Annotated in this window: 25 protein-coding genes; 18 read left to right on the top strand and 7 right to left on the bottom strand. The window is 43.4% G+C overall.

Annotated elements, in window-relative coordinates:
* Positions 1-10 precede the first annotated feature (10 nt).
* The 6 genes from QNH36_RS22730 to cdiI all read left to right on the top strand — a co-directional run bounded on the left by QNH36_RS22730 (position 11) and on the right by cdiI (position 4,013).
* Positions 11-379: a hypothetical protein gene (locus QNH36_RS22730; RefSeq protein ID WP_283904337.1), complete on the top strand. Its 369-nt coding sequence runs from the start codon at positions 11-13 to the stop codon at positions 377-379.
* Between the two features lie 47 nt (positions 380-426).
* Positions 427-966 carry an RNA 2'-phosphotransferase gene (locus QNH36_RS22725; RefSeq protein ID WP_283904336.1) on the top strand — a complete coding sequence of 180 codons (540 nt, stop codon included), beginning with the start codon at positions 427-429 and terminating at the stop codon, positions 964-966.
* A 535-nt stretch (positions 967-1,501) separates the two neighbouring features.
* Positions 1,502-1,933 (top strand): hypothetical protein, encoded by a 432-nt coding sequence (locus tag QNH36_RS22720; protein ID WP_283904335.1) that lies wholly within the window; start codon positions 1,502-1,504, stop codon positions 1,931-1,933.
* 99 nt (positions 1,934-2,032) lie between these two features.
* Positions 2,033-2,509 (top strand): RHS repeat-associated core domain-containing protein, encoded by a 477-nt coding sequence (locus tag QNH36_RS22715; RefSeq protein WP_283904334.1) that lies wholly within the window; start codon positions 2,033-2,035, stop codon positions 2,507-2,509.
* A complete protein-coding gene (locus QNH36_RS22710; RefSeq protein ID WP_283904333.1) occupies positions 2,506-3,645 on the top strand; it encodes a CdiA family toxin C-terminal domain-containing protein in 1,140 nt (379 codons plus the stop codon). The genes QNH36_RS22715 and QNH36_RS22710 overlap by 4 nt, the downstream gene beginning before the upstream one ends.
* An 11-nt stretch (positions 3,646-3,656) precedes the next feature.
* Positions 3,657-4,013 carry a ribonuclease toxin immunity protein CdiI gene (gene cdiI / locus QNH36_RS22705; RefSeq protein WP_283904332.1) on the top strand — a complete coding sequence of 119 codons (357 nt, stop codon included), beginning with the start codon at positions 3,657-3,659 and terminating at the stop codon, positions 4,011-4,013.
* Between the two features lie 261 nt (positions 4,014-4,274).
* Here the strand turns inward: cdiI and QNH36_RS22700 are convergent, their stop codons facing one another.
* Both QNH36_RS22700 and QNH36_RS22695 read right to left on the bottom strand, forming a co-directional pair.
* Positions 4,275-4,601 carry a hypothetical protein gene (locus QNH36_RS22700; protein WP_283904331.1) on the bottom strand — a complete coding sequence of 109 codons (327 nt, stop codon included), beginning with the start codon at positions 4,599-4,601 and terminating at the stop codon, positions 4,275-4,277.
* Positions 4,602-4,752: 151 nt separating this feature from the next.
* Positions 4,753-4,935 carry a hypothetical protein gene (locus QNH36_RS22695; RefSeq protein ID WP_283904330.1) on the bottom strand — a complete coding sequence of 61 codons (183 nt, stop codon included), beginning with the start codon at positions 4,933-4,935 and terminating at the stop codon, positions 4,753-4,755.
* 296 nt (positions 4,936-5,231) lie between these two features.
* On the opposite strand from QNH36_RS22695, the gene mreB reads away from it, so the two are divergent.
* The 6 genes from mreB (at position 5,232) to QNH36_RS22665 (ending at position 9,724) form a co-directional block, all read left to right on the top strand.
* The gene (gene mreB / locus QNH36_RS22690) at positions 5,232-6,236 is read left to right on the top strand and encodes a rod shape-determining protein (RefSeq protein WP_283904329.1); all 1,005 of its coding nucleotides are present in this window, start codon (positions 5,232-5,234) and stop codon (positions 6,234-6,236) included.
* Positions 6,237-6,438: 202 nt separating this feature from the next.
* Entirely contained in the window at positions 6,439-7,257 is an 819-nt protein-coding gene (locus tag QNH36_RS22685; protein ID WP_283904328.1) for a flagellar hook-basal body protein, read from the top strand.
* Between the two features lie 100 nt (positions 7,258-7,357).
* A complete protein-coding gene (locus QNH36_RS22680) occupies positions 7,358-8,206 on the top strand; it encodes a flagellar hook-basal body protein (protein WP_144478355.1) in 849 nt (282 codons plus the stop codon).
* An 18-nt stretch (positions 8,207-8,224) separates the two neighbouring features.
* A complete protein-coding gene (locus QNH36_RS22675; RefSeq protein WP_144478353.1) occupies positions 8,225-8,485 on the top strand; it encodes a DNA-directed RNA polymerase subunit beta in 261 nt (86 codons plus the stop codon).
* A gap of 88 nt (positions 8,486-8,573) precedes the next feature.
* On the top strand, positions 8,574-8,996 hold the full coding sequence (gene fabZ, locus QNH36_RS22670; protein WP_144478351.1) for a 3-hydroxyacyl-ACP dehydratase FabZ: 423 nt from the start codon (positions 8,574-8,576) through the stop codon (positions 8,994-8,996).
* 413 nt (positions 8,997-9,409) lie between these two features.
* The gene (locus QNH36_RS22665) at positions 9,410-9,724 is read left to right on the top strand and encodes a hypothetical protein (protein WP_144478349.1); all 315 of its coding nucleotides are present in this window, start codon (positions 9,410-9,412) and stop codon (positions 9,722-9,724) included.
* Between the two features lie 100 nt (positions 9,725-9,824).
* On the opposite strand, the gene QNH36_RS22660 is transcribed toward QNH36_RS22665, so the two are convergent.
* The gene (locus QNH36_RS22660; RefSeq protein ID WP_144478347.1) at positions 9,825-10,259 is read right to left on the bottom strand and encodes a YwpF family protein; all 435 of its coding nucleotides are present in this window, start codon (positions 10,257-10,259) and stop codon (positions 9,825-9,827) included.
* Between the two features lie 259 nt (positions 10,260-10,518).
* Between QNH36_RS22660 and ssb the strand changes: the two genes are divergently transcribed.
* The 3 genes from ssb (at position 10,519) to QNH36_RS22645 (ending at position 13,147) form a co-directional block, all read left to right on the top strand.
* Positions 10,519-10,935, top strand: a complete 417-nt coding sequence (ssb, locus tag QNH36_RS22655; RefSeq protein WP_144478413.1) for a single-stranded DNA-binding protein — start codon at positions 10,519-10,521, stop codon at positions 10,933-10,935.
* The gene (locus QNH36_RS22650) at positions 10,928-11,134 is read left to right on the top strand and encodes a hypothetical protein (RefSeq protein ID WP_144478345.1); all 207 of its coding nucleotides are present in this window, start codon (positions 10,928-10,930) and stop codon (positions 11,132-11,134) included. Before ssb ends, QNH36_RS22650 begins: the two co-directional genes overlap by 8 nt.
* A gap of 333 nt (positions 11,135-11,467) precedes the next feature.
* Positions 11,468-13,147, top strand: coding sequence for a cell wall-binding repeat-containing protein (locus QNH36_RS22645; protein ID WP_283904327.1), 1,680 nt, complete (start codon positions 11,468-11,470; stop codon positions 13,145-13,147).
* Positions 13,148-13,406: 259 nt separating this feature from the next.
* On the opposite strand, the gene QNH36_RS22640 is transcribed toward QNH36_RS22645, so the two are convergent.
* Entirely contained in the window at positions 13,407-16,232 is a 2,826-nt protein-coding gene (locus QNH36_RS22640) for a DEAD/DEAH box helicase (RefSeq protein ID WP_283904326.1), read from the bottom strand.
* 91 nt (positions 16,233-16,323) lie between these two features.
* Positions 16,324-17,952 carry an SWIM zinc finger family protein gene (locus QNH36_RS22635; RefSeq protein ID WP_283904325.1) on the bottom strand — a complete coding sequence of 543 codons (1,629 nt, stop codon included), beginning with the start codon at positions 17,950-17,952 and terminating at the stop codon, positions 16,324-16,326.
* A 470-nt stretch (positions 17,953-18,422) separates the two neighbouring features.
* On the opposite strand from QNH36_RS22635, the gene QNH36_RS22630 reads away from it, so the two are divergent.
* Entirely contained in the window at positions 18,423-19,085 is a 663-nt protein-coding gene (locus QNH36_RS22630) for a hypothetical protein (protein ID WP_283904324.1), read from the top strand.
* A gap of 15 nt (positions 19,086-19,100) precedes the next feature.
* A complete protein-coding gene (locus QNH36_RS22625) occupies positions 19,101-20,330 on the top strand; it encodes an efflux RND transporter periplasmic adaptor subunit (RefSeq protein WP_283904323.1) in 1,230 nt (409 codons plus the stop codon).
* A gap of 31 nt (positions 20,331-20,361) precedes the next feature.
* Here the strand turns inward: QNH36_RS22625 and QNH36_RS22620 are convergent, their stop codons facing one another.
* Together QNH36_RS22620 and QNH36_RS22615 are read right to left on the bottom strand one after the other, a co-directional pair.
* Positions 20,362-21,432, bottom strand: coding sequence for a DUF4367 domain-containing protein (locus QNH36_RS22620; RefSeq protein WP_283904322.1), 1,071 nt, complete (start codon positions 21,430-21,432; stop codon positions 20,362-20,364).
* Positions 21,377-21,943, bottom strand: coding sequence for a sigma-70 family RNA polymerase sigma factor (locus QNH36_RS22615; protein WP_283904321.1), 567 nt, complete (start codon positions 21,941-21,943; stop codon positions 21,377-21,379). Before QNH36_RS22615 ends, QNH36_RS22620 begins: the two co-directional genes overlap by 56 nt.
* A 314-nt stretch (positions 21,944-22,257) precedes the next feature.
* On the opposite strand from QNH36_RS22615, the gene QNH36_RS22610 reads away from it, so the two are divergent.
* Positions 22,258-22,719 carry an SRPBCC family protein gene (locus QNH36_RS22610; RefSeq protein WP_283904320.1) on the top strand — a complete coding sequence of 154 codons (462 nt, stop codon included), beginning with the start codon at positions 22,258-22,260 and terminating at the stop codon, positions 22,717-22,719.
* Positions 22,720-22,857: the final 138 nt, after the last annotated feature.

Here is a 22,857-nt window from a genome sequence, read left to right as displayed (position 1 = left end):
GAGGTTAGGCATGGAAGTTGAAAAAGTTTTAATAATTGATGAGTTAGCTCAAGACTTTATGCATACTCCCAAGGTTGAACAAAGGGGAAGAGATTATATCCTCATGTTTGATTTTGAATCAGAATCGGGTTCTTATGAATGGACAGGAATTACATTTAAAGACGTTGCTAAGTATAGGCATACTCCTGATAACATGGTTAACGAGGATATGCTAAAGGCGTATAATGCTGTGGGAATTGTAAAAATGTCAAATTGGTTAAAAGAAGAAAGTCCTATAAAAAACGACAAGACTTATTATAACCATTATTTGATTTATTTTGATGGCTTTGGTGCTTATGAATTTCTAGGAACCAATTTCATTAAAGGGTTAAATTTATAATCTAAAGCCCTCTTTTTAAGGGGGCTAAAACAAAAGGTTGGAGGAGTATGGATTACTTTAAACTAAGTAAAGAAATTTCGTATGCGCTACGTCATGCTCCTTGGGAGTATGAATTAGAGTTAGATGATGAAGGTTGGGTAGATATTGAACAACTATTAATAACCTTTCGAGTTAACAATCTCTGGAAACATCTAGATGTTAATGATTTGGTTAAAATGATTGAAGTATCAGATAAAAAACGACATGAGATCTCAAAGGGGAAAATTAGAGCCTTGTATGGACATTCTATACCTCAGAAAATAAAAATGAGAACAGGGATTCCCCCTTCAATCGTTTACCATGGCACAGCAAGACATTTGGTGGAGCAAATATTAAACCAAGGTCTTCAACCTGTGAGTAGACAATTTGTTCATCTATCAGCTGACAAAGATACGGCATTTTTAGTAGGAAAAAGAAAAGACTTTTCCCCCGTTATACTAAGAATTGATTCCGAGAAGGCTCTGAATGAAGGAATAAGGTTTTACAAAGGTAATAATACTATATGGTTGGCGGACTATATTCCATTCGAGTACATCTCTAAAGAGTAAGCATAGATAGAATTTAAAGACCTTGATTAGCCTTTAGCTTTTCAAGGTTTTTACATTATGGTGAATTATGGTTAAAGCATAACTTAGAATTTGAATCAAAAGCTCATGACGGTAAGTAAGTAAGTATACGAGATTGGTTACATTATTGAAGATGTAAATCAGCCACATTTAGCAAGTGGTGAAAAATAACTGTATTTAGTGAATTGTTCAGATTTAACTTGTTCATGATTAATAAATTGAATATTTTAGAATTCAGAGCTCATGAAGGTAGGACCAACATGGAGTTTTATTTTAATACTGCACTAGGTAGAAAAGCGTGAGAACTGGGCGAGATGACATTTTACATGGCAGGGATAGTTATGATATGGAATGGCTAACAAACTAACGAGAATGAAAAGCTCGTGGCGATAAACAATGGGTATCGTGAAAGTGTGTTCTTTTGCTACCTTGGCTTATAAATTATGGGTTGTATTTTTGCTAGAGACGGTCGTATAATATTCGCTATTCGTTTAAAAAGCGTTACGGAAATTAAAATATGTGTAACGGTAACCAGCTGCAGACAGCCGGAAAAGAGCGTTATGAGTATGACAACAATGGCAATGTCATCTCCAAGACAAACAGTGAAGGCAAGGTCCAGTACAGCTACAACAACAGGGACCAGCTGACCCTCGCCGAGTTCGAGGATGAAAGCTATGTCGGCTACTCCTATGACGGAATGGGACGCCGCATCTACCGGGAGGAAATGTCCTGGAAGGATTTCGACGGCCTGAAAAAAGGGCAGGAAAAAGGAAAAGGCAAAGAGAATAGTAAGGGCAAGGCCAAAGGCAAAGCCAACTGCAATGACAATGCCAAATCCGGAAACGGCCCATTCAACAACCCGGGACAGGGCAAGAAGCTTGGCCTGTACAAGAAATACGGCGAGAATGGCAAGGACCATGTGTACCACAAGGAAACAACGTACCTGTAGGAAGGCCTGTCCAATGTCCTCCATAAGGAGTACAGCGCGACGGGATCTCCTTATGCAGAGTACTACAACGGACCCGATAACCAGATTGTCTCACGGAAAATGTTCGGCATGCATGGCTTGTCCAACCCGGCACACGACCCGGCCCTGAAAACAACCGGCGGCATGCTTTACTACCAGTATGACGGCACAAGAGCCGTATCCGAGGTGACCGACCGCCACGGCGACATCATCGAGCGTTACCGCTACGACGCGTTCGGCAGCATCTTCACCGGAACAACGACGCCATACAACTACAATGGCTACACCGGCATGCGCTACGACGGCAAATCCGGCCTGGTTGATATGAACGCCCGCTGGTACAACCCGGGCACAGCACGATTCATGAGCGAAGACACCTACCCAGGAAACTTCAGCCAGACCCAGACACTCAACCGTTACCGCCTACGTCATGAACAACCCGGTCAACCAGTGGGATCCGACAGGGCATATGGCAGAAGACTTTTTCGGAGCGGCAGTCCCATCATGGGTGAAAGCAGGGGAGACCAACCTGATCCAGGTGGGTACCAACACCCATGAATATTGGGAGCCAGTCTATCCGGGCACATCACCGACACCAGTGCCATCGGAGATCGTCCTGGTCAATACAAACAGCGAAGGATGGAATCACTGACACATACCGTCAGTCATTCACTACGACGTGGTATTACCAGTACACGACGATCCTGATCCAGGATGATATTTTCAAAAGGCTTCATGACCCAAGGGAGCAGTCCTTCTCGGAAACAGAAACCTATCAGTGGGACGTCTTCATCTCCGCAGAGGAAATCGCAAAAGGCAACCAGGAGAAGATCAGGGCGATGGTCGGGTTCCCGGCTGATGCAAAGCTTGTCTCAGTGGATGTTTCGTTGCCGCAGGCATATGATCGATTCCTGCAGAAGGAGTTGAATAGACATTCTTTCGTTAATAGACTTACAGGATCGGACTACTCTTGTGCTGTTAAGGGTTCAGGATATTATGAGAAAGATTTAGCCCTTTTATCGCCACAGGAACAAATGATGCTTTTAGAAAGCCCATACACCTCTCCTCTAGATAAACCTAAAGTATTATTAAGGATGGGATACGACAGTCTTTTAGTGACCAGAGTTCCTCAAGTATTAAAGAAAGTGGATTCGATTTCGAATGAGGTAAGTGGAAAAGTTGATAATAAAATAAAATCGATAATAGAAGAAGTTATGACCTTCTTTACTAAGGGAAAAGGTAATCTGAAATTTAAACCGGGTTTTGATGACCACTTGATTAATGCACAAGGAATCGTTAGAAAAGGTAATAAGGGAGTAGTGGGAGGACATAATCTTAATAGTTTTAACAATGTAATTAAAGAAAACGGTTGGAATATTGATGACATAATAATCAGTAAAACACCTCATCAGACTATTGATGGTATCTTTGAGATAAGATATAGAATCCCTGCAATTGATAACACAGGAGAAATTATTAAAGGACAGTTCAAGAATATCCCTTACCCAAAAACTGTATTTGATCCAAGTAAAATTACTAATGATACCATGATAAAATGGGGTAAAGAAGCAATGAGGAATGGGACACAAAATGGTAGAATTATTGATGGAACTGCTAAAAATGGATTGAAGTTTAGAGGATATATTGATGAGGTTACTGGGGAAATTACAAATTTCTTCCCTGTGCTAAACTAGGAGTTGAGTTAATGGATTTTAAGAAATTGAATGAAAGATCAAATGATTATATTATTGATCTATACTTTGAATATATTGGTAAAATTAATTTTTTAACTGCTCTAGAAGAATTTAGTCATGGGAGTGGATTTGGAATACTTGATGCAGGCTGTGAATTTGCTCAAAACTTCAAGAATTGGGAAGATGGATATTTTGGTGATAATGGAGTGCAAATATTATTTTCTCCTCCGTTGGTTGAGCAAGATGAATCATTCGTAATCAATGCTGATGATTTTTTCAGAGGAATAGAAAGAGCTATTACTAGATTTGGTTTTAATCACCTACAATGTGAGGAACACTTAAAACATATCAGAGAAAAAGTTAAGTAGGTCAAGAATTGAAAACTTTTTTGAAACTATCTATAATTTATTGATTTTAAAACCATAGTTTTTATTTTAAGAACCTTGATGAGCTATATGCTTTTCAAGGTTTTTTAATAAAGAAAATCAAGTGTAATCAGAAATAATTAGAGCAGTAATAAAGCGTATAGATCAAACGGTCAATACCTTTCCTTAGTAAGACGGTAAGTCATTGGTAAGACTCTTTAAATTTTTCCATTGATGACCTTGAAATTATATCAAGGTCATTTTTTATGGTTTAAGGGGGTGCAGGGTGTCGAATAAACCGCTTGTTAATAATAGAATAGGAATAACTCTTGTAATTGCCATGTGATGTTTTAACAAATTCTTTAATACGTACAACCACTTTAAAATTATAGTAAGGGCAAGACCAAAGGCAAAGCCAACTGCAACGACAACGCCAAATCCGGCAACGGCCCATTCAACAACCCGGGACAGGGCAAGAAGCTTGGCCTGTACAAGAAATACGGGGAAAACGGCCAGGACCATGTGTACACTAGGAAACGACGTACCTGTACGTAGGGTTGTCCAATGTTCTCTATAAGGAGTACGGCGCAACCGGATCTCCTTATGCAGAGTACTACAACGAGTCGGACAACCAAATCGTCTCACGCAAGATGTTCGGTATGCATGGATTGTCCAACCCGGCTAGTTTACTATCATGATTCACCATATACCTATGTTAAAGTGTGCAATTACTGTCCTAGAATTAATCCCCACTATCCCCTCCATCATCATCCGAATCACGTCCTTCCCCTCCGATGCTGTCGGGTGCTGAGGATGGATTGCTGATATCTGGTGCCTCGCCGCGCTGTGCGGATTGACGCAAATTTTTAATGACTGTATAGGAAAGAAATAAGATTACGACGACTGCTGCTGTTATTAAGCCCATATGATTCCTCCGTTCTCCATTTTTTCTATTTTACCATTTTACAAAAAAACCGTGAATTTTCGCTAATATGACAAATTTCCGCAAAACCTATCAAATTTATTAACAGTTAGTTACTTCTTTATTACAATTGTGATAAAATAAACAATTAGGGTAGAATATGGTTCGCAGATTGCGGCAACGTCTGAATATTCTCGGACATAGTGGTCTATTTTTACATAGATGAGGGTTTCGACAGCTGAGATAACGAGGCTAAAGTCAGCCGCAGCCAGCGCATTTGTCAAGGAGGAAAAAGAAGAATGTTTGCTAGGGATATTGGGATTGACCTTGGTACTGCCAATGTGTTGATCCATGTTAAGGGCCGTGGAATTGTCTTGAATGAACCGTCTGTTGTGGCGATTGATAAGAATACGAATAAGGTTTTGGCTGTCGGGGAAGAAGCGCGCAAAATGGTTGGGCGTACACCTGGCAATATCGTAGCGATTCGCCCATTGAAAGATGGCGTAATCGCGGATTTCGATGTAACAGAATCCATGCTTAAACATTTCATTAACAAATTGAATGTAAAAGGGTTCTTGTCGAAACCGCGCATCCTGATTTGCTGCCCGACGAACATCACAAGTGTCGAGCAAAAGGCGATCAAGGAAGCGGCTGAAAAGAGCGGCGGCAAGAAGATTTATCTTGAAGAAGAGCCAAAGGTGGCGGCCATCGGCGCAGGCATGGATATCTTCCAGCCTAGCGGGAATATGGTTGTTGATATCGGTGGAGGCACCACGGACGTTGCGGTCTTATCAATGGGAGACATCGTTACATCCCAGTCAATAAAAATGGCCGGTGACAAGTTCGACGCAGAAATTTTAAGTTATATTAAACGTGAATATAAGCTGTTAATCGGTGAGCGTACAGCTGAAAACATCAAGATTCAAATTGGGACTGTCTTCCCGGGCGGCCGCAGTGAGGAAATGGAAATCCGCGGACGTGATATGGTATCTGGACTTCCGCGCACGATTACGGTCCATTCTGATGAGATCGAAAAGGCTTTGAGGGAATCTGTAGCTGTTATTGTCCAAGCGGCAAAAACAGTTCTGGAGAAGACTCCTCCTGAATTGTCTGCAGACATCATTGACCGAGGTGTCATCCTGACTGGCGGCGGTGCATTGCTTCACGGCATCGACCAACTGATGCAGGAAGAGTTGAAAGTTCCTGTGCTCATAGCAGATAATCCAATGGATTGCGTAGCGATTGGTACTGGTATCATGCTTGATAATATTGATAAAATTGCGGGTCGCCGCAGAATTGTATAAAACAGAAAATCTGGAATTTCCTCGGTTAAAAGGCCGCAGGATTCCAGATTTTTTTATGTTTTACCCAATTATTCTGGAATAAAACCCAAAATCCTACATTTTCCTGCAAATTTTTAATGTTTCTTGCCGATATATTTCTTATAATAGAGAGTAGTGAAAAAATTTCCTGTGATAGGGATTTTTCCAATAGAGGTGGAAAAACATGTTTAGAGGCTTTTACACAGTCGCTTCCGGGATGCTTGCGCAGCAGCGCAGGACGGAAATGCTGACGAATAATATGTCCAATGCAAATACGCCAGGCTATAAGGCGGACCAGGCGGGAATGAGGGCGTTCCCGGAAATGCTGCTCCAGCGCTTTGACAAGCAGCAGATTCCGACGGAAAATGGACTGAATCTGCCGTTCAACAAGGAAATTGGCACAATCAATACAGGTGTGTATATGCAGGAAGCGATCCCGAAGTTCATCCAGGGCGATTTGCGTGAAACTGGAAGGAAGACGGATGTCGCGCTGCTAGATATAAATATGCCGGAGAATGGCTCGGTATTTTTTACAATCCGCAATGCAGATGGTACGGTTCGTTATACAAGGAACGGAAATTTCACGGTCGATGCGCAGGGGTTTTTGACGACGGGGAGCGGCCATTATGTCCTTGATTCAGCCGGACAGCAGATCCAGCTCTCCAGCGACCGTTTTACCATCAGTGAAGGCGGTGTGCTGACGGGTGAAAATGGCGAGACTGCTGCACTGGGTGTTGCCTACGCAAACAACCCGCTCAGGATGATCAAAGAAGGCGATGGCCTGTTTCGTACTGAAGATGGCGGCGAGCTGCCGAATGCTACTGGAGCTGAAGGTGTCCAATTCAGGACACAGCAGGGCTTTCTTGAACAATCAAATGTTGACATCAGTAAGACAATGACCGACATGATGACAGCATACCGGGCGTTGGAGGCAAACCAGAAGATTCTTCAGGCTTATGATAAAAGCATGGAGAAGGCTGCGAACGAAATTGGAAGACTGTAACTTGTATTTTGGATCGCATTGCCAGTCCGGTGGAAAACTGGATTCGAATAACGGTGCAAACTATTCCGTGTCTGTTATGGCACGCATCGAGGTATAAAATATGAACAGAACAATGATTACCGCGACAAATACATTATCCCAGCTGCAAAAACAGATGGACCTGATCAGCCACAACCTGGCGAATGTTGATACTGCAGGATATAAGCGCCGGGATGCGTCCTTCACTGATTTGCTTGTACAGGAATACCGGAACCAGCCGAATAATGCGCTGGAGCCGCAGAACCGGATGACGCCTTTTAACATCCGCCAGGGGAATGGAGCAAGACTTGGACAGGTTCAACTGACGTTATCTCAGGGAAACCTGAAATCAACTGGCCGTTCGCTTGATACAGCCTTCACATCGGAAGGCCAATTTTACCGGGTGCTAGTTCGCAATGAGGACGGAAGCTCGGCAATGCGCTTGACTCGCAATGGTGCACTGTATCTGACACCACTGTCTGATAATGAATCCATGCTGGTCAATAGCGATGGGCATGCTATTCTGGATGAAAACAGCCAGCCTGTCACGATTTCCGGCAATGTGAAAAACTTCCGTATCAATGAAACGGGCGGTTTTTCAGCAGAAATGTACGATGGGACGAGCCAGAATTTCAATCTTGGTGTAGTATTGGTAGAGAAGCCGCAGTTTTTGGAGCAAAAAGGCGGCAATCTGCTTGGATTGCCAGATAATCTAGCGGAACTTGGAGTGGAAGAGGCAGACATCCTTACCGCTCTCAATGGTCAGCAGCGCAACAGGGTTTCGATCCAGCAGGGCTCGCTTGAGCAATCGAATGTTGACATGAGTAAAGAAATGACGGATTTAATCAATGTACAGAGGAGCTACCAGTTCCACTCGAAATCGATTACGCTGGCCGATCAAATGCTCGGGCTGGTGAACGGAATCCGTTAAGAGGGGAAGAACTAATCAATGGCTTTAAACAAGAATAATCAAGAAGCAATAACGCGTGAAGATATGAAAAAAGAAAAAAACACGCGCGAAAAAAAGAAAAGAATCCGGGTTCGCCTTATTCCGATCTGGCTTCGGATTATTATTGTAATCGTCCTTTTAGCTGCAAGCATTGTGCTTGGTGCCATATTCGGCTACGCAATAATGGGCAACGGCAAAGTGAAGGATGTTTTTGAAAAGTCTACCTGGACTCATATTATGGATTTGGTCGATAAAGAATAAATTTTCGGAAGGAAGGGAGATTTCCCTTCCTTTTTAATTGCGTTTTTTAGTACAATAGTTAGTAAGTATTAGTAGGAGGTACTAAAAAATGCTTGATATTACTCAAATCAAAGAAATCATCCCGCACCGCTATCCATTTCTGCTTGTTGATAAAATTCTTGAAATCGAAGAAGGCAAAAGGGCGGTCGGTATCAAAAACGTGACGGCAAATGAAGAGTTCTTCAACGGACATTTTCCGGATTACCCGGTTATGCCGGGTGTGCTGATCGTTGAAGCTTTGGCGCAGGTCGGGGCAGTTGCGGTATTAAAGCTAGAGGAAAACCGCGGCAAGATCGGCTTTTTCGCCGGAATTGATAACTGCAGGTTTAAAAGACAGGTAAAACCAGGCGATCAGCTTCGCCTCGAAGTGGAAATGGTCAAGCTTCGCGGACCGATTGGCAAAGGGAAAGCAGTTGCGACGGTTGATGGTGAGCTGGCTTGCGAAGCGGAGATTACGTTTGCGATTAAATAATCATTTAGAGGGCCCAATGGAGATTGGGTTCTTTTTTTACATATTTAGTAAAAAGTAGTGATTATAATTCGTTTTGTAGTGATTAATGAAGAAAATGGAGTGATTTACTCCTATATTGTAGTGATTATTCAATAAAATGTAGTGATTCCCATCGATTTTGGAGTGTTTAAACGGAGAAGACGAGTGATTATTTCTTTTTAGGATTGTATGGCAACAGAACATAAGGGTATATCAATCTATATCGGGTGAATAATGGTTCCTTATTAATAATATAAAGTGTTACCTTTTTATAAATAAACGATTTGAAATCTTTTTTTACAAAATAATGCAAGTTTTTTTCATAGGTGGGCAATCTAACTGCAGACCCGTGCAACAGGTCTCAAATTACCTATTTATGAAAGGGGCTTTTACCTATGAAGAAAAAGCTATTGATGTTAATCGGCGGTTCTTTGCTGTCGGCTATGTTCCTTGCTGGCTGCGCGAATAATGACGATCAAAATCCTCCACCGGATGATAACATCGAGAATCCAACGGATAATGACATGAACGATAATAACGGAAATGTCGATGACGATGGCGTAATCGATAATAATGATGAGAATGTTCCAGACACTCCGGATGTCAACACTGACGACGACGGCGATATGATGAAGGACAACAATGAGCCAGGCGAGGATGCTGTTGAAGACAACATCGATATGAATGACAAGGATAAAGAGGACGAGTAAGAAAAACGGGCAGGGATGGATTTCCTGCCCTTTAATATTGCATTCAGTACTTCACCCATTTTTCGCATAAAAAAACTCCAGCCAGTCAGCGGGAGTTCGGTTACACTTTTTTTGGCTGCAGAATCTTCGGCCGTGTAGTGATTTTATCCTTGAATTCCGAGAGCAGTTGGTCGCCTTTGTATCCTTTATCAAGCAGGTACTCGAGCAGCCTTTCCGGATAATCGCTCTTCGGTTTTGTCAGCTTTCCTGTTAAAAGGATGCTGGCATGGTTCTTAAGCTTCTTCACACAGCAAACCTTCGTAAGGAATGCAGCCGGGTCGTTTTCTCGTTTGGTGATGACGACTTGAACGATGATTTCTTTGTCGTGGTCGCATGCGTCCTGGAAATACGGTATATACTTATGGTCGGTAAAAACCTCGACAAGCCAGGTGCCTTTGTCATCCTCTTTGTTGATAATCAGGCCGTCTTCCATATCGATATCCACTAAAGAATCCTCATCTGCCAGCTGCATTGAAATCAACTTGAACGTCTTCATGTCAACCACCTCCCGTATACTTGTCCAAATTATAACACAGTGAAACTCGAAAACGAAAAAAACACCTTTTGTCGAAAGAAAAATTTCTGAATAGGCAAAATTCATTTTTGGCAGGGTGGGTATAATTGAAAACTGATTTATAGGTTGAAAATTTATGCCGTTACAGCCATTTTTTCAGCAAAAAGGCTCATTTTCGACATTTTACTCCCGGCTTAAAAAGGAATATCATCAGGCTATAACTGAGAAAGGAGATGAAAAGGTGATCAATCAAGTAACGCTAGTAGGCAGGCTGACGCGTGATCCCGACCTAAGGTATACGCCTGAGGGCAAGGCGGTGTCGAATATCACGCTCGCAGTCAACCGGCATTATAAAAATGCAAGCGGCGAAATCGAAGCCGACTTCGTCCATTGCATCCTCTGGGGCAAGACGGCCGAGAACACGACCAACTACTGTAAAAAGGGCGCTGTCCTTGGGGTGACCGGCCGAATCCAGACACGGCACTATGATAATCAGGAAGGGAAACGTGTCTATGTGACCGAGGTCGTTGCCGAGGGAGTCAGGTTTTTAAGTTCAAAACCGGTCAGTAACAAAGAAGCGCCCCAATCCCAGCAACCGGCCCAGCCGCCGCAGCCCGTCCCATCTGTGCCGCAAAGAGAGGAGCTTCCATTTGTATAACGAATCCGACTCAATCGAAAAGCTGCTGGTCAGCCTGATTAAAATGGTTGGAAAAAACAATGAGAAGATTGATGAACTTACAAAGCGTGTCCGCCAGCTAGAAATTGCCTCCAAAGAACAGCAGGTCAATCGTGTCTACTCCTTTATAGCCGAGCCTCCACGACCTAATTCCAGCCGAAAAGAATACGCCAGAAAATAACGAAGAAAATAAAATACACTTACGAATTTCCTCGGAACACCTCACTAAGGACCTTCAAGAGAGAAATTCAATAACCTGATCTCCAATATACCCTCGAATTTTGATGCCGGCTAAAATCAGCCGGTTTTTTTGTTTAGCGAAGCACCGGGAAGAAGCTTTCTTCCTTAGTTTTCCAATGGGATAAATGCATGGAATACGTGCAAATCCCCATTTTCATCTACGCGTCTATTTTACAAAAAATACTTAATTTATAGGTAAAAGTACTCGTTTTTCCTACCGTTATATCCATTAAAATATAGAAGATTAAATTTGTATAATGGGGGATTGCTTACATTGTCGATTGTAGTAAGACTGATTGTATTGTCAGTTACATTCCTGCTTGCAACTAGTCCATTTGGTAATATGACGTATGCTTATGGCCTTGATTCCGAACTGACCGATAGAGAGTCGAAAATTAACATGTTGTTTTCGCAGAAACCACAGAATGGAAATGAACCTTTATTTCAACAGCAGTTGTATACGGATCCAGTAGCAACAACAGTGAATTATCAAAGTGTGATGGATGCTTACCACATCCATGAGTATCGCTTTGGAACAAACGGAGGAAAATTCACTGTTGATTTTGCGGATAATGAGGACATTGAATTTCTCATATATGATGTGAATTTACAGGAAATAATCGAAGAAGATGCTGAAAATACCTTTGATCTGGTTCCAGGATACTATGCTTTTGTCGTTATGGGATATAGCGAGAACCCAGTTGGTTATGATTACAATTTAAATGGACCCTTCTCCCAAGTTCCTGATAATACTCTTCCTGAATTGGAGATAACCAATTGGAAGAGTAATGAATTTCGATTGCCTAAAGGGTCATCACCGGTATATCCGGTAGAAGGTTATTTTAAGGGTTACACGCTAGAATTATCTGTGAATAGTGAAAGATTCTCTATTTCAAATGGAGGTAATTTTCGTTGGGATAATGTAGTTTTCGGAAAGGGCTTTAACGAAGTCACGTTCGAGGCTTACAATCCTACCGGAAACTCGGTAACAGAATCCTATTACATTACTCTGCCAGGAGTTTCAAGAATATATGGGAAGGATCGATACTGGGTTACAAGCGGAGTATACAGTACCCTGGAATATTGGGAATATGGCAGTAATACTGTGATTCTTGCCCGAGGCGATATGTATCCTGATGCTTTGTCAGGAGGACCGCTCGCTGCGCTTGAAACGGCACCTATTTTATTAACACCAACCAATAAACTGTCTGATAGAGTCGTAATGAAACTTGAACACTATCAACCTGAAAATGCCATTATTTTAGGAGGAACAGGCTCAGTATCACCTGAGGTGGAAAGCCAACTGAAGAATTTAGGGATTAAAGAAATCAATCGGATTGGCGGAAAAGATCGTTATGCTGTTTCTGCAAGTGTTGCTGAAAGGGTTTCTGAATACTCTGGTTCAGATACAGCGATTATCGCGAGTGGGGAAGTGTTCCCGGATGCTCTCTCTGCCTCTACCATTGCTGGTCCTATGGGGATGCCAATTCTGTTGGTCCAATCTGGAAAAGTACCAGATCCTATCCAAACCTTCATCAAAAATCATCCGGAGATCAAGAATTTCATTATTGTTGGAGGACCTGCAACGGTGAAGGACAATGTCGCAACACAGCTAAAACAATTACGCAGCGGATCCATTGTCAAGCGAATTAGCGGTAAGGACCGTTACGAAGTCTCAATCAATGTTGCCAAATATGGAATGGATAACTTTGGGATGGTTTTAAGTACGACTGCCTTTGTCAGGGGGGATATTTTCCCGGATGCTTTATCAGGAGCGCCGCTGGCTAATTACTTCGGAGCACCTATTTTATTGACTACGTCAAATAAACTTGAAAGTAAGGTATATAACTTCCTGGTGAACAATAAGGGGAAAATGGAGCACATGTATATAATCGGTGACGTCGGATCAGTCTCTGCGAATGTCGAGCAACAGCTCAATACATTTATACAATAAGTATTCTCAAATGGCTCCGTTCTCCACTTAAAACCCATGGTGGTTTTTACACTGTTTTTATTAGAAGAGTAAAATTATGAATTTAGAACTCATCGCGGGAGAATCCTATGGAGATTAATGCCGAATACAATTTTCTGATGAAAAACACGGGGAATTAAAAGATGAGTTAAGTAAGAAAATATATGAGTTAATGGAAGAATTAAAGAAGGCAGAGCTGAATCTTAATCGCTCTGCCTTCTTTGTATGATAAGAATATAATTTACGACAAAAACACCAACTCATGCAATTCATCAGTCGACAGCTCGGTAATCCAGCTGTCACTTTGAATAATCTGATCGTTCAGCGACTGCTTCTTCTCAAGCATCGCATCGATTTTTTCCTCAAGCGTGCCGGTGCTGATTAGCTTGTGAACATGCACGAAGCGGCTCTGGCCGATGCGGTAGGCACGGTCGGTTGCCTGGTTTTCAACAGCCGGGTTCCACCAGCGGTCATAGTGGACAACATGGTTCGCCGCGGTCAGGTTGAGCCCCGTTCCGCCAGCCTTCAATGACAGCAGGAACACAGGGAACTCGCGGTTCTGGAATTTCGTGATCAGCTCATCACGCTTTGTCTTCGGCAGGCTGCCATTCAGGAACGGCACATCGATGCCAAATTTCTTTTTCAGCGCGGACTGGATCATCTCGCCCATTCCGATATACTGGGTAAAAATGATGCAGCTTTCTTCCTGTTCGAGGACGGCGCTCACGAGATCGATCATCTTCTCCATCTTTGCAGACCGGTCAATCAGCTGCTTCGGACTTTCTTCCTTCAAGTACAGTGCAGGATGGTTGCACAGCTGCTTCAGTCGGCTCAGCAACTGTAAAATCAACCCTTTGCGTTCGAAACTCGATAACGTCTCGATTTGCGCGAACGTGTCCTTCACGAGCTGCTCGTATAAGGAAGCCTGTTCGGCCGACAGCGGGCAGTATTCCTTCTGCTCGACCTTGTCCGGCAGGTTCAAAGCGACCTCTTCATCCTTCTTCGTCCGTCTCAGCAGGAACGGCTTGATCAATGACTGTAGCTTGGTGATTTTTTCTTTTTTATCTTCCTTTTCAATCGGCAAAATGAACTCTTTCTGGAATTGCCCTGCGCTGCCAAGATAGCCGCGGTTCGTGAAGTCGAAGATCGACCACAGCTCTGACAAACGGTTTTCCATCGGGGTCCCGGTCAGGGCGATATGGTGCTTGCCCTTCAGCTTCCTTACCGCACGCGACTGCTTTGTATCGGCGTTCTTGATATTCTGCGCCTCATCAATCGCGATGCTGCTCCATTCAACGCTCTCAAGATCATCGAAATCAAGGTGCGTCAGTCCGTAAGATGTCAGCACAATATCCGATGCCATCGCTTCTTCTATAAAAAGAGTACCCTTCAGGCGGTTCGGTCCGTAATGCAGATGGACGCGCAAATCGGGGGCAAAACGCTCGATTTCTTTTTGCCAGTTGCCGAGCACGGAAGTAGGGCAGATGATCAACGACGGATGATCGTCAGTTTCCTGTTCTTTTACCGACAGGATATACGAAATCAGCTGGATCGTCTTACCAAGGCCCATGTCATCGGCAAGCAAGGCGCCGAATCCATATTTCCTCAGGAATAGCAGCCAGTTCATACCGAGCTTCTGATACGGGCGCAGTTCACCGTGCAACCCCGTAGGCACCGGAGAATCCGGGATTTCCTTCGTTTCCGACAGCTGCTTCATCATCTGCTTCCAGTGGCGGTTCAGCTCGATCTGGATTTTCGCGAATGCGCGCGGATCATCGAGTGCTTCGCCGTCTTCTTCCTCATCGGAAAGCTCCTGCTGCAACAGGTCACGGATGTGCAAGCCTTCTTTATCAGCCTTTTTCATCATTTCCTGGATCTGGCGGATAAAGCCATGGTCAAGCTTGATCCAGCGGCCCTTAAGATAAACGAGCCTCCGCTTTTCATTCACCAGGCGCTGGAAGTCATCCTCACTCAGGTCCACACCGTTCATCGAGAATCGCCAGTCATAGTCGAGCATCGCGTTCAAGCCGACGAACGAGCGGCGGTAGCCAGTCTGGCCCTTCAATCGCGCCTTCACCTTCAGGTTCGCATTCTTGATCGCTTCCCACCAGGAAGGAAGGAGGATTTCAATGCCAAGCGCAATCAGCGTCTCGCTCGCCTCGGTTAAAAATATCCAGGCTTCATCTTCGCTAAGGGTAGATTTCAGGCGGCCGTCTTCCTCGATCCAAGGAAAAATCGAAGCCAGCCGCTTTTCTTCGTCTTCAACCTTGTCACTGTAATCATCCCAGCCGGCAGGGTAGCTTTCATAATCACGAGCTTCAATCATCATTGGCTCTTCTTTTCCGCGTAAAAATAACCCCAGTTTCCAATCACCGAGATCATCCATCGGCTCCTCGAGGCGCATCCCAATCGAAAACGGCGCTGGATTTTCCTTAAGTCCAATCCACTCAAGCCAGCGGTCCTCATCAAAATAAGCTGCCAGCTGCGAGGCCGAAAGCTGCTTGTTCCGCAGCACATCCAGCTTATCGCCAAGCAGGTATTTCATCGTCTCATTTTCATGGAAGTATGACTCTAAACCATGATGGAACAACTCAGCCACGAAATCCTGCACGAGAAGCTTCTCGTCTCCAATCACAAGCTCTTCCTCCCAGAACGGGTCATGGAATTCATCAAGCACACTCTCCGGGAGCTTCCAGCGGAAATCCTCGCCATCAAGCTGGGTAAAATCAGGATGCCATTCCTTCGCAAGGATCGCATCGTAAATCGCATGGGCAGTGGACAGGCAGATATCGCCGACATCATCCCATTCCCACTCAACAAGCCGGTTGAAGCTCTCCTCGCCGAAAAGCGTCACAAGCTGCCACGCGCTAAGTGTCACACCCTCAGCAACGCCCCACTTGTCAGACTCCACCATCGTCCCGTAATAACTCTCCTTATGACGGAAAAACAGCAGCTTCTTCCATTCAGAGGTCTTAAGCTCGAAGCCATCGAAATCCTCGGCACTCAAAAAATATCGTCCGCCCGCAACCGGCATCACATCTATATGAATCTGCTTGATTTCAAGCATCAAAACACCTCCTTGGGACATGGGGACGGTTCTGTTGTCCCCTTTTGTTTCGCTAAACTAAAGGAGCAAAAGGTACGTCCCTATGCTTCCGTCACTCCACCTCAATCAACTTGCTCCTTGTCAATTCTTCATGAAACGCCCGAAGTCTCTTCGTCTTCACGAGCAGCTTCGCGAAAAATTCTTCCCACTCCGGCACCCGCTTCAGCTTTTTATAGACTGTCCGCAGTTTTTTCAGCAACCGAGCTGCCTGCTTGTAGCTGCTGCGGTTTTTCATGTCGATCAAATCCCCGACCATCTGGTGGTACAGGGGAATCAGAACCTCAGGCGCCGCCTTTTGTAATTCTTTAAGGCGCTCGTTCGAAATCGAGTTATATTCAAAGCCAAAATACGATTGTAGCTCTCCCCATTGTTCGTACTGGCCTTTTTCAAACAAAGAATCTTCATATTCGTAAAAGCTGTATGGCATGGCCTGTGCCAGCGCGCGGTCGTAAAGTTCACCGCGGCCAATCTCGCGGGTATATGCCCCGACAAGCTTCAACGCATAGCGCGTGAATTTTTTACAAGTATAATACTCACCCAGGTGCTTCAGATAATTCCGCAGCTGTTGGACGAGGTATTCGATGAACGGTCCCATCCTATTCCACTCGCGCTGTACACGGAAACCATCCAGCCAGTAAAACATGTAAGGAAGGGCACTGACAGGAAGAGCCGTTAACCGTTTCAGCGAGTCGCCGTCCTGCTTTGCTAAAACAAGCTGGTGAATCAAGGCAATTTCCTCAACCTGATCCCGCTTGCCCTCGCCAAACGCTTCAAGACGAGCCAACTCAGCCTCACGCCACCCTGTGTTTTTAAAAAGCTTTTCCCACAGCAAGCGGTATAAATCAATCCGGTCATAGCCGCCAGAAGCGTCAGGCTCTGTCAATCTTACGACATCATCCTTCAAGCGCTCCAGGAATGTATCGAACGAAAATGGCATCGTCCCGTAGGCGAGCCGCTCGATGTATTCCTCGGCGTCATGGAACAAATCCTCAAACAGCGGCCGGTAATACCGGTCCATTGTCGCTTCCTCATCGTGGCCTTGATCAATGGCGAGGTCAGTCAGCAAATTGAAGGAATGTACAGACGCCGCAATCAGATAGAGGTTTTTCCAGACAGATTCAAGCGGTGCGGAAACCTCCACGCGGCGTAAATACGAGCGGAACAAACCTGGCACAACATAGGCCCGCGGTTCGCCCTGGCCCTTAATGATTTCTTCGAAACTCTCACGGAAGGAGGTGGCCCAGCTATCGTAATCATGTCCAGACCGAGAATCCCTCTTGACCAGATCCTTCGCACGCTGCAGTCCCCATTTTTCCGCATTCAGCTGTTCCTTTGCAGGTTTCCGCCAGGCCTCTACCCAATCGGAAACACTAGCGACATCGCTGTATGCCTGGAAAAATGCAGCCAGCCGGTGCCGGCAAAACGAGTTGGCAGGGCAGGTGCAGCTGCTCTCCTCAGGATCGGATACATTTATGTACACACGGACCGGTGTCACGTCCTGGACCGTAGCCCAGATCGATTTCACCATGTATTTCAGGTGGTGGACCGTCCCATGGCGATAGAGCATCAGCCCTTTCTGCACCAGGCGCGCATCCTCCTCGACTTCGGATTTAAGGATACTATTCAGTTTTGCGGCAGCTTCTTTAAAAATCGGTGCCTGGTTATCAGGTATGACAGCCACAGCGATTCCCCCGTTCACGCAGCATCGTTCGTTCTTCTTTTCCAAATGTATTACAAAATTCGACAAGCACATCGGACATGCTTTGTTAAAATCAAAATAAGAAAAGACTGTATTCGTAAAAATTGTTGTTAAAATCCTAAAGCCGATTTTAACGTAATAATAGTCATTTTGTATGTCGGTACTAAGTTTGCAAGCTCTTTTCTCATAATAAGCGTGTGTGAATAATCTTAGGTAATTCAATCCTATTTTGTAGGCAAACGCAGCAAAGTATTAGAAAAGAGCCTAAGAAAAAAACATATTCTTCTATTATACCCAAAAATGAGCCATTCGAGGAGTGGGGAAGTAAGATGAAACAAAATCATAGGACTAATCGTCCAACTTTATAAGAGGCTTTGGTTAATATTTCATTAATGGAAATCATTCATATAAAATAGAAGGTAGACAAGCTACTACAATCTGGGGGACTAGAGATGGAGAACAGAATAGAAGTATTTCGCGGACTTTTTAACTATAACTACTATACATATACGCTAAGAGATACTGAAAGATTTCCGGGAGCTTGGAAAAAAACGATCCTGTTCATCCTGCTGAGCGGATTGATTTTCGGGTTTAGCGCCTATTTTGGAGTGGATTCAGAATACTTATCAAAAAAACTAACCTCGATTCCCAGGGCAGAATATGAAATGAATAAAGTCTTGTTCCTTGCAGGGCAAATCATCCAGGGGCTGTTTTTCGGTGCGATCATGCTTTTCCTGCCGGCACTATTTTTCTGGACAGTGACAGACTTGGAGTTCAAAAGATTGCTTACCATCCAGCTGTTCATCATGCCAATCTTCCTTCTGGAAAAATTGTTGATTGTACCCATGGCATTATATCTTGGGCTGACAAAGGTATCATCACCGTTTTCTTTAGGTGTAATTGCTCAATACATAACAGGGAATGATTTCATCATCCATTTTCTTGCTTACATATCAATCTTTAAAATCTGGGTTATTTTCATAGAATATAAGTATTTAAAAGCAATGACAGAAAAGAATCCGAAAATCGTCCTGCTGCTCGTTATTGGCATTCATCTTGTCATCTGGCTTTTTGCTGCACTCTTTTCATTTATTCGAATGGAAAATATCCTTTAAGGGAGGGGAACAACCATGAAAAAGAAGACGTCCATCCTGTTGTCCGCAGGAATTCTCTTTGTATCAGGCAATCTTTATCTCGCCCTCAGGGATGACGGCAAAGCGGTTCGCTCCTCCTATATCAATAGCTGGGCAAAAATCGGGAAGGAGACGCTGACAGAAACTCTTCATGCAGAAGGCGTTGTCACTCCTAAAGAGGAGCATCATGTCTACTATGATCCCAATTCCAGCGAATTTAAAAGTTTTCTTGTAAAAGAAGGCGACGAGGTGGATTCTGGAACTCCGCTTTTTGAATACTCCTCCGATAACATCGACAAGGAGCTGGCCAGACTTGAAGCAGAAAAGGACCAGCTGGAAACAGAGGCGACATTGCTTGATGAGCAAATCAAGCAGCTTTCCTACCTGCAGACCGTTTCCGCCTCCACCACTGACAATAGCCTGCCTGTTGCCGGCAACGGAACAGCAGCCGATTCATCAAACGATCTGATGGCTGTATCAATTGAGAAAGAAATCTATGACAAGGAATTGGAGAAAAGCCGTGTTGAAGCAGAAATCGAGAAGTACGATGATCTGATTGATTCATACGATGGCAGCGACCAGCTTGAAATCAGCAGTGAAGTCGCAGGCTCCGTGAAGAAAATCAATTATGAATTGAACAATCCAATCGTGACAATCATTTCAGACACTCCAAAGGTTGAAGGGGCTTTTTCAGAAAGAGACCTGAAAAATGTCCAGGAAGGCATGGAGGTGTACGTAAAATCGAATATGCTCAAAGGTGCAATCGGCGGTACCCTCACCAAAATCGCCAAACATCCAGAATCAGACCCTTCGGTAAAAAAAGAAAGCCACTTCCCGTTTGAGATCGAACTTGAACTGGAAGAGGAAGAGATTGTCCACGGAACACATGTCGATGTATCAGTCGTCACCAACCAGGTGGTCAATGCCGCCGTCGTTCCACAACGGTCAATAGATAAAGGCAAGAAAAACAGTTATGTCTATATCCTGAACGAAGTAGGAAAAGTCGAGAAACGCAAAATCAAAAAGGGTTTAGAAGTCGGCGGGAAGACCGAATTGAAAAAGGGAGCCAAGCCAGATGAACTCTTTGTCCGCAAACCTGAAAACGTCCAAAAAGCGGACAGTCCATTCTTTAGCAAACTAAAACCAGGTATTCTTAGCAAAGAAACGTTTAGCGAAGAAGGGAAACGAAATATTTTTAAGCAAATCATGGTTGGCTTTTTTAAATAAGAAGTAAAGCATGGGAATCAATCCCATGCTTTTATTTGCCTTCAATATCAGAAATCAGCCATTTATCATTATTGTAAGTAAAGGTGGCGGTGATACCGCTGTACAAGCCTTCTTTGAATGTTTGTGATAATACGTAAGTGTTTTCGTTAACCTTTTCAAAACTATATGGATCCGTTTCTGAATAAAAGGCAGGGAACTCGGTAGGGACTGCATACAAATCGCCATCTTTCTCTTCTAGTCGGGGCTCATATAGTTTAACAGCTGCCTCTTCTGTCATTAAATCATAATATAATTGATAATAGTCTTCTTTTGTATAAAGATTATTGTATTTTAAATTATCCCGACCTGAGCTGATACTTCTATTCTTTTCTTCATATTTCACAAGCAGGGCAATCGCTGATTCTTCAGTCAGTGCCTCGATAGTTGGCTGTTCCTCCGCTGGCGGCACAGCGGCTTCCTCCAATTCAGCGATTTCGCCTGCCAGCCAGGAATCATGTCCTTTCTTTAACAGGATTGAATCAACGACTTTCAATAAATCAACCTTGCTCATTGAGCCATTCTGCTCAACAACCTGATTGAATTTTTCATCTTCCCAAATTATATAGGAATGGCCCTCGTTTACGTCTACATACTTTCCTCTAATATCAGCAGTAAGCTCCAGCTCTTGCGCTTTTCCTTCACCAAGCTCTGGTTCTCCGGAACTCATCCCATAAGTAAAAGTGTCCTTCTCATCTTCAGGATTTACATATACATGCTCGTAAATGTCCCCATCTGTGTGAGTGTGCTTAAAAACATATGGCTCTGGAATATAACCTGGCTCGATCAATTCAGGTTTTTCATCCTTTCCATCGGTAGCGGCCCCAGGCGGGCTTGCTGGTGCTGGATTACTTGTATAATTAGAATCTACAAGAAAATACATTCCTGAAATGAACACTGCAGCCAAAACAAAGCTTAATCCTGCAGGAACTAATCCGCGAAAGCTGAAGGATTTTGTTTTGTTCATTTTCCGGACAACTTCATCCTTCATCCTTGATGTGAATTCAAAATCAGCTAGTTCGTCCTTTAACAGCTTGCTTTTTATCTGCTTCAACTGATCCTCCATATTCATAGCTCCTTTCATCTAAAATTTTCTTTAACAGCTCCCTGGCCCTTGTAAGGCGTGACTTCACGGTATTAACATTCAAACTGCAAATAGCTCCAATTTCTTTCTGTGAACACTCCTGAAAATAATATAAGAATAGAATTTCTCTGTATTTGATTGGCAGATTGAACAGTGCATCCTGGAGTTGGTAATTTTCATCGTTCTGTAAAAACTGTTCCTCAGGTCCGGGTTGACTGTCTTTGAAAAAACCAGAAATAAAGGCCGTTACATGGGTTTTCCTAAAATACCAGCTCTTCAGGTAATCCTTGCAGTGATTGGATGCAACCCGATAAAGCCAGGTCTGCAGGCCTGCTTCCCCACGGTAGGTATCAAGATTTTCAAAGCATTTCAGGAAAATCTCCTGTGTTAAATCCTCGGCTGTCTGACGGTTGCGCACATATGAATAGGCAAGGTGCAGAACGCTGGTACCATATTGATCCATTAGATCGCTGATCATTTTATGTTTATCCACTACTTCACCTCCCGGCTTATAGACATTCGTTCAGACTTTAGACGAGATGCAAGGATTAAAAGTTGATTCAGGTTTTTAAATTTTGGTACTATTTACATTTTATGTTTTTATTGGAATACCGTAAAATCAGTCTGCGAACAACATAAAAGGGAGATTCAAAGGAATACTAAATACATATGATTTAGTGAAATTTTATCTATATGAAGGAGAAAGTTTGAACACTTTAACTGTTGCCGAAGATCTGATCAAATAAAAGATATGTTGAAACTGGCATTGAAATTGAATTTGTGGATGTTACTTTAGGAGGTCACATAATGCCAACCATTAAGCATGAAATATTGATAAAAGCACCAATTGAAATTTGCTTTGACCTGGCGAGGAATGTGGATATTCACATGGTGACTGCTTCGAAAACATTTGAAAAAGCAATCGGCGGTGTTACAAACGGATTGTTGGAAGAAGGAGATATGGTGACCTGGGAAGCAGTCCATTTTAAAATCAGGCAGCGGTTGACTGCCCAGGTGACCAAAATGACAAAACCATATGAATTTGTCGATGTCATGGTGAAAGGTGCTTTTCATTCCTTCACCCATACTCATCAATTTTCAGAAACAGAAAAAGGCACCCTTATGGTAGACATATTTCAGTACAAATCTCCTTTAGGATTGCTTGGAAGACTTGCTGACAATATTTTTCTTGAAAAATATATGTATGAATTTATTAGAATACGAGGAATATCTCTGAAAAAAATAGCAGAGGCAGAACAAACCAATTGATTTGCAGATCTTTCAAATATAGTTGGATAAAAATTACCAAATAGAGTACTATATTAATAGTCCAAAATATTCATTACATTTCAATATTATCCGATTAAAATGGATTTTGGATATACTTCCAATTTATTGAAGGAGCGG

Origin of the sequence: Mesobacillus sp. AQ2, assembly GCF_030122805.1 — a bacterium.
GTDB classification, from domain to species: Bacteria; Bacillota; Bacilli; order Bacillales; family Cytobacillaceae; genus Mesobacillus; species Mesobacillus oceanisediminis_A.
The sequence above is the reverse complement of the archived record's forward strand: the minus strand, read 5'-3'. Positions and strand labels throughout refer to the sequence as shown.

Bases quoted from the DNA above. Each gene is read 5' to 3' on its own strand.
- QNH36_RS22660 (WP_144478347.1), bottom strand. From the start codon at position 10,259: ATGAAGACGTTCAAGTTGATTTCAATGCAGCTGGCAGATGAGGATTCT.
- QNH36_RS22675 (WP_144478353.1), top strand. From the start codon at position 8,225: ATGGCTTTAAACAAGAATAATCAAGAAGCAATAACGCGTGAAGATATG.
- QNH36_RS22630 (WP_283904324.1), top strand. From the start codon at position 18,423: ATGGAGAACAGAATAGAAGTATTTCGCGGACTTTTTAACTATAACTAC.
- QNH36_RS22710 (WP_283904333.1), top strand. From the start codon at position 2,506: ATGAATATTGGGAGCCAGTCTATCCGGGCACATCACCGACACCAGTGC.
- QNH36_RS22685 (WP_283904328.1), top strand. From the start codon at position 6,439: ATGTTTAGAGGCTTTTACACAGTCGCTTCCGGGATGCTTGCGCAGCAG.
- fabZ (WP_144478351.1), top strand. From the start codon at position 8,574: ATGCTTGATATTACTCAAATCAAAGAAATCATCCCGCACCGCTATCCA.
- QNH36_RS22620 (WP_283904322.1), bottom strand. From the start codon at position 21,432: ATGGAGGATCAGTTGAAGCAGATAAAAAGCAAGCTGTTAAAGGACGAA.
- QNH36_RS22695 (WP_283904330.1), bottom strand. From the start codon at position 4,935: ATGGGCTTAATAACAGCAGCAGTCGTCGTAATCTTATTTCTTTCCTAT.
- QNH36_RS22680 (WP_144478355.1), top strand. From the start codon at position 7,358: ATGAACAGAACAATGATTACCGCGACAAATACATTATCCCAGCTGCAA.
- QNH36_RS22730 (WP_283904337.1), top strand. From the start codon at position 11: ATGGAAGTTGAAAAAGTTTTAATAATTGATGAGTTAGCTCAAGACTTT.
- QNH36_RS22625 (WP_283904323.1), top strand. From the start codon at position 19,101: ATGAAAAAGAAGACGTCCATCCTGTTGTCCGCAGGAATTCTCTTTGTA.
- QNH36_RS22610 (WP_283904320.1), top strand. From the start codon at position 22,258: ATGCCAACCATTAAGCATGAAATATTGATAAAAGCACCAATTGAAATT.
- QNH36_RS22715 (WP_283904334.1), top strand. From the start codon at position 2,033: ATGTTCGGCATGCATGGCTTGTCCAACCCGGCACACGACCCGGCCCTG.
- QNH36_RS22720 (WP_283904335.1), top strand. From the start codon at position 1,502: ATGTGTAACGGTAACCAGCTGCAGACAGCCGGAAAAGAGCGTTATGAG.
- mreB (WP_283904329.1), top strand. From the start codon at position 5,232: ATGTTTGCTAGGGATATTGGGATTGACCTTGGTACTGCCAATGTGTTG.
- QNH36_RS22725 (WP_283904336.1), top strand. From the start codon at position 427: ATGGATTACTTTAAACTAAGTAAAGAAATTTCGTATGCGCTACGTCAT.
- QNH36_RS22640 (WP_283904326.1), bottom strand. From the start codon at position 16,232: ATGCTTGAAATCAAGCAGATTCATATAGATGTGATGCCGGTTGCGGGC.
- cdiI (WP_283904332.1), top strand. From the start codon at position 3,657: ATGGATTTTAAGAAATTGAATGAAAGATCAAATGATTATATTATTGAT.
- QNH36_RS22665 (WP_144478349.1), top strand. From the start codon at position 9,410: ATGAAGAAAAAGCTATTGATGTTAATCGGCGGTTCTTTGCTGTCGGCT.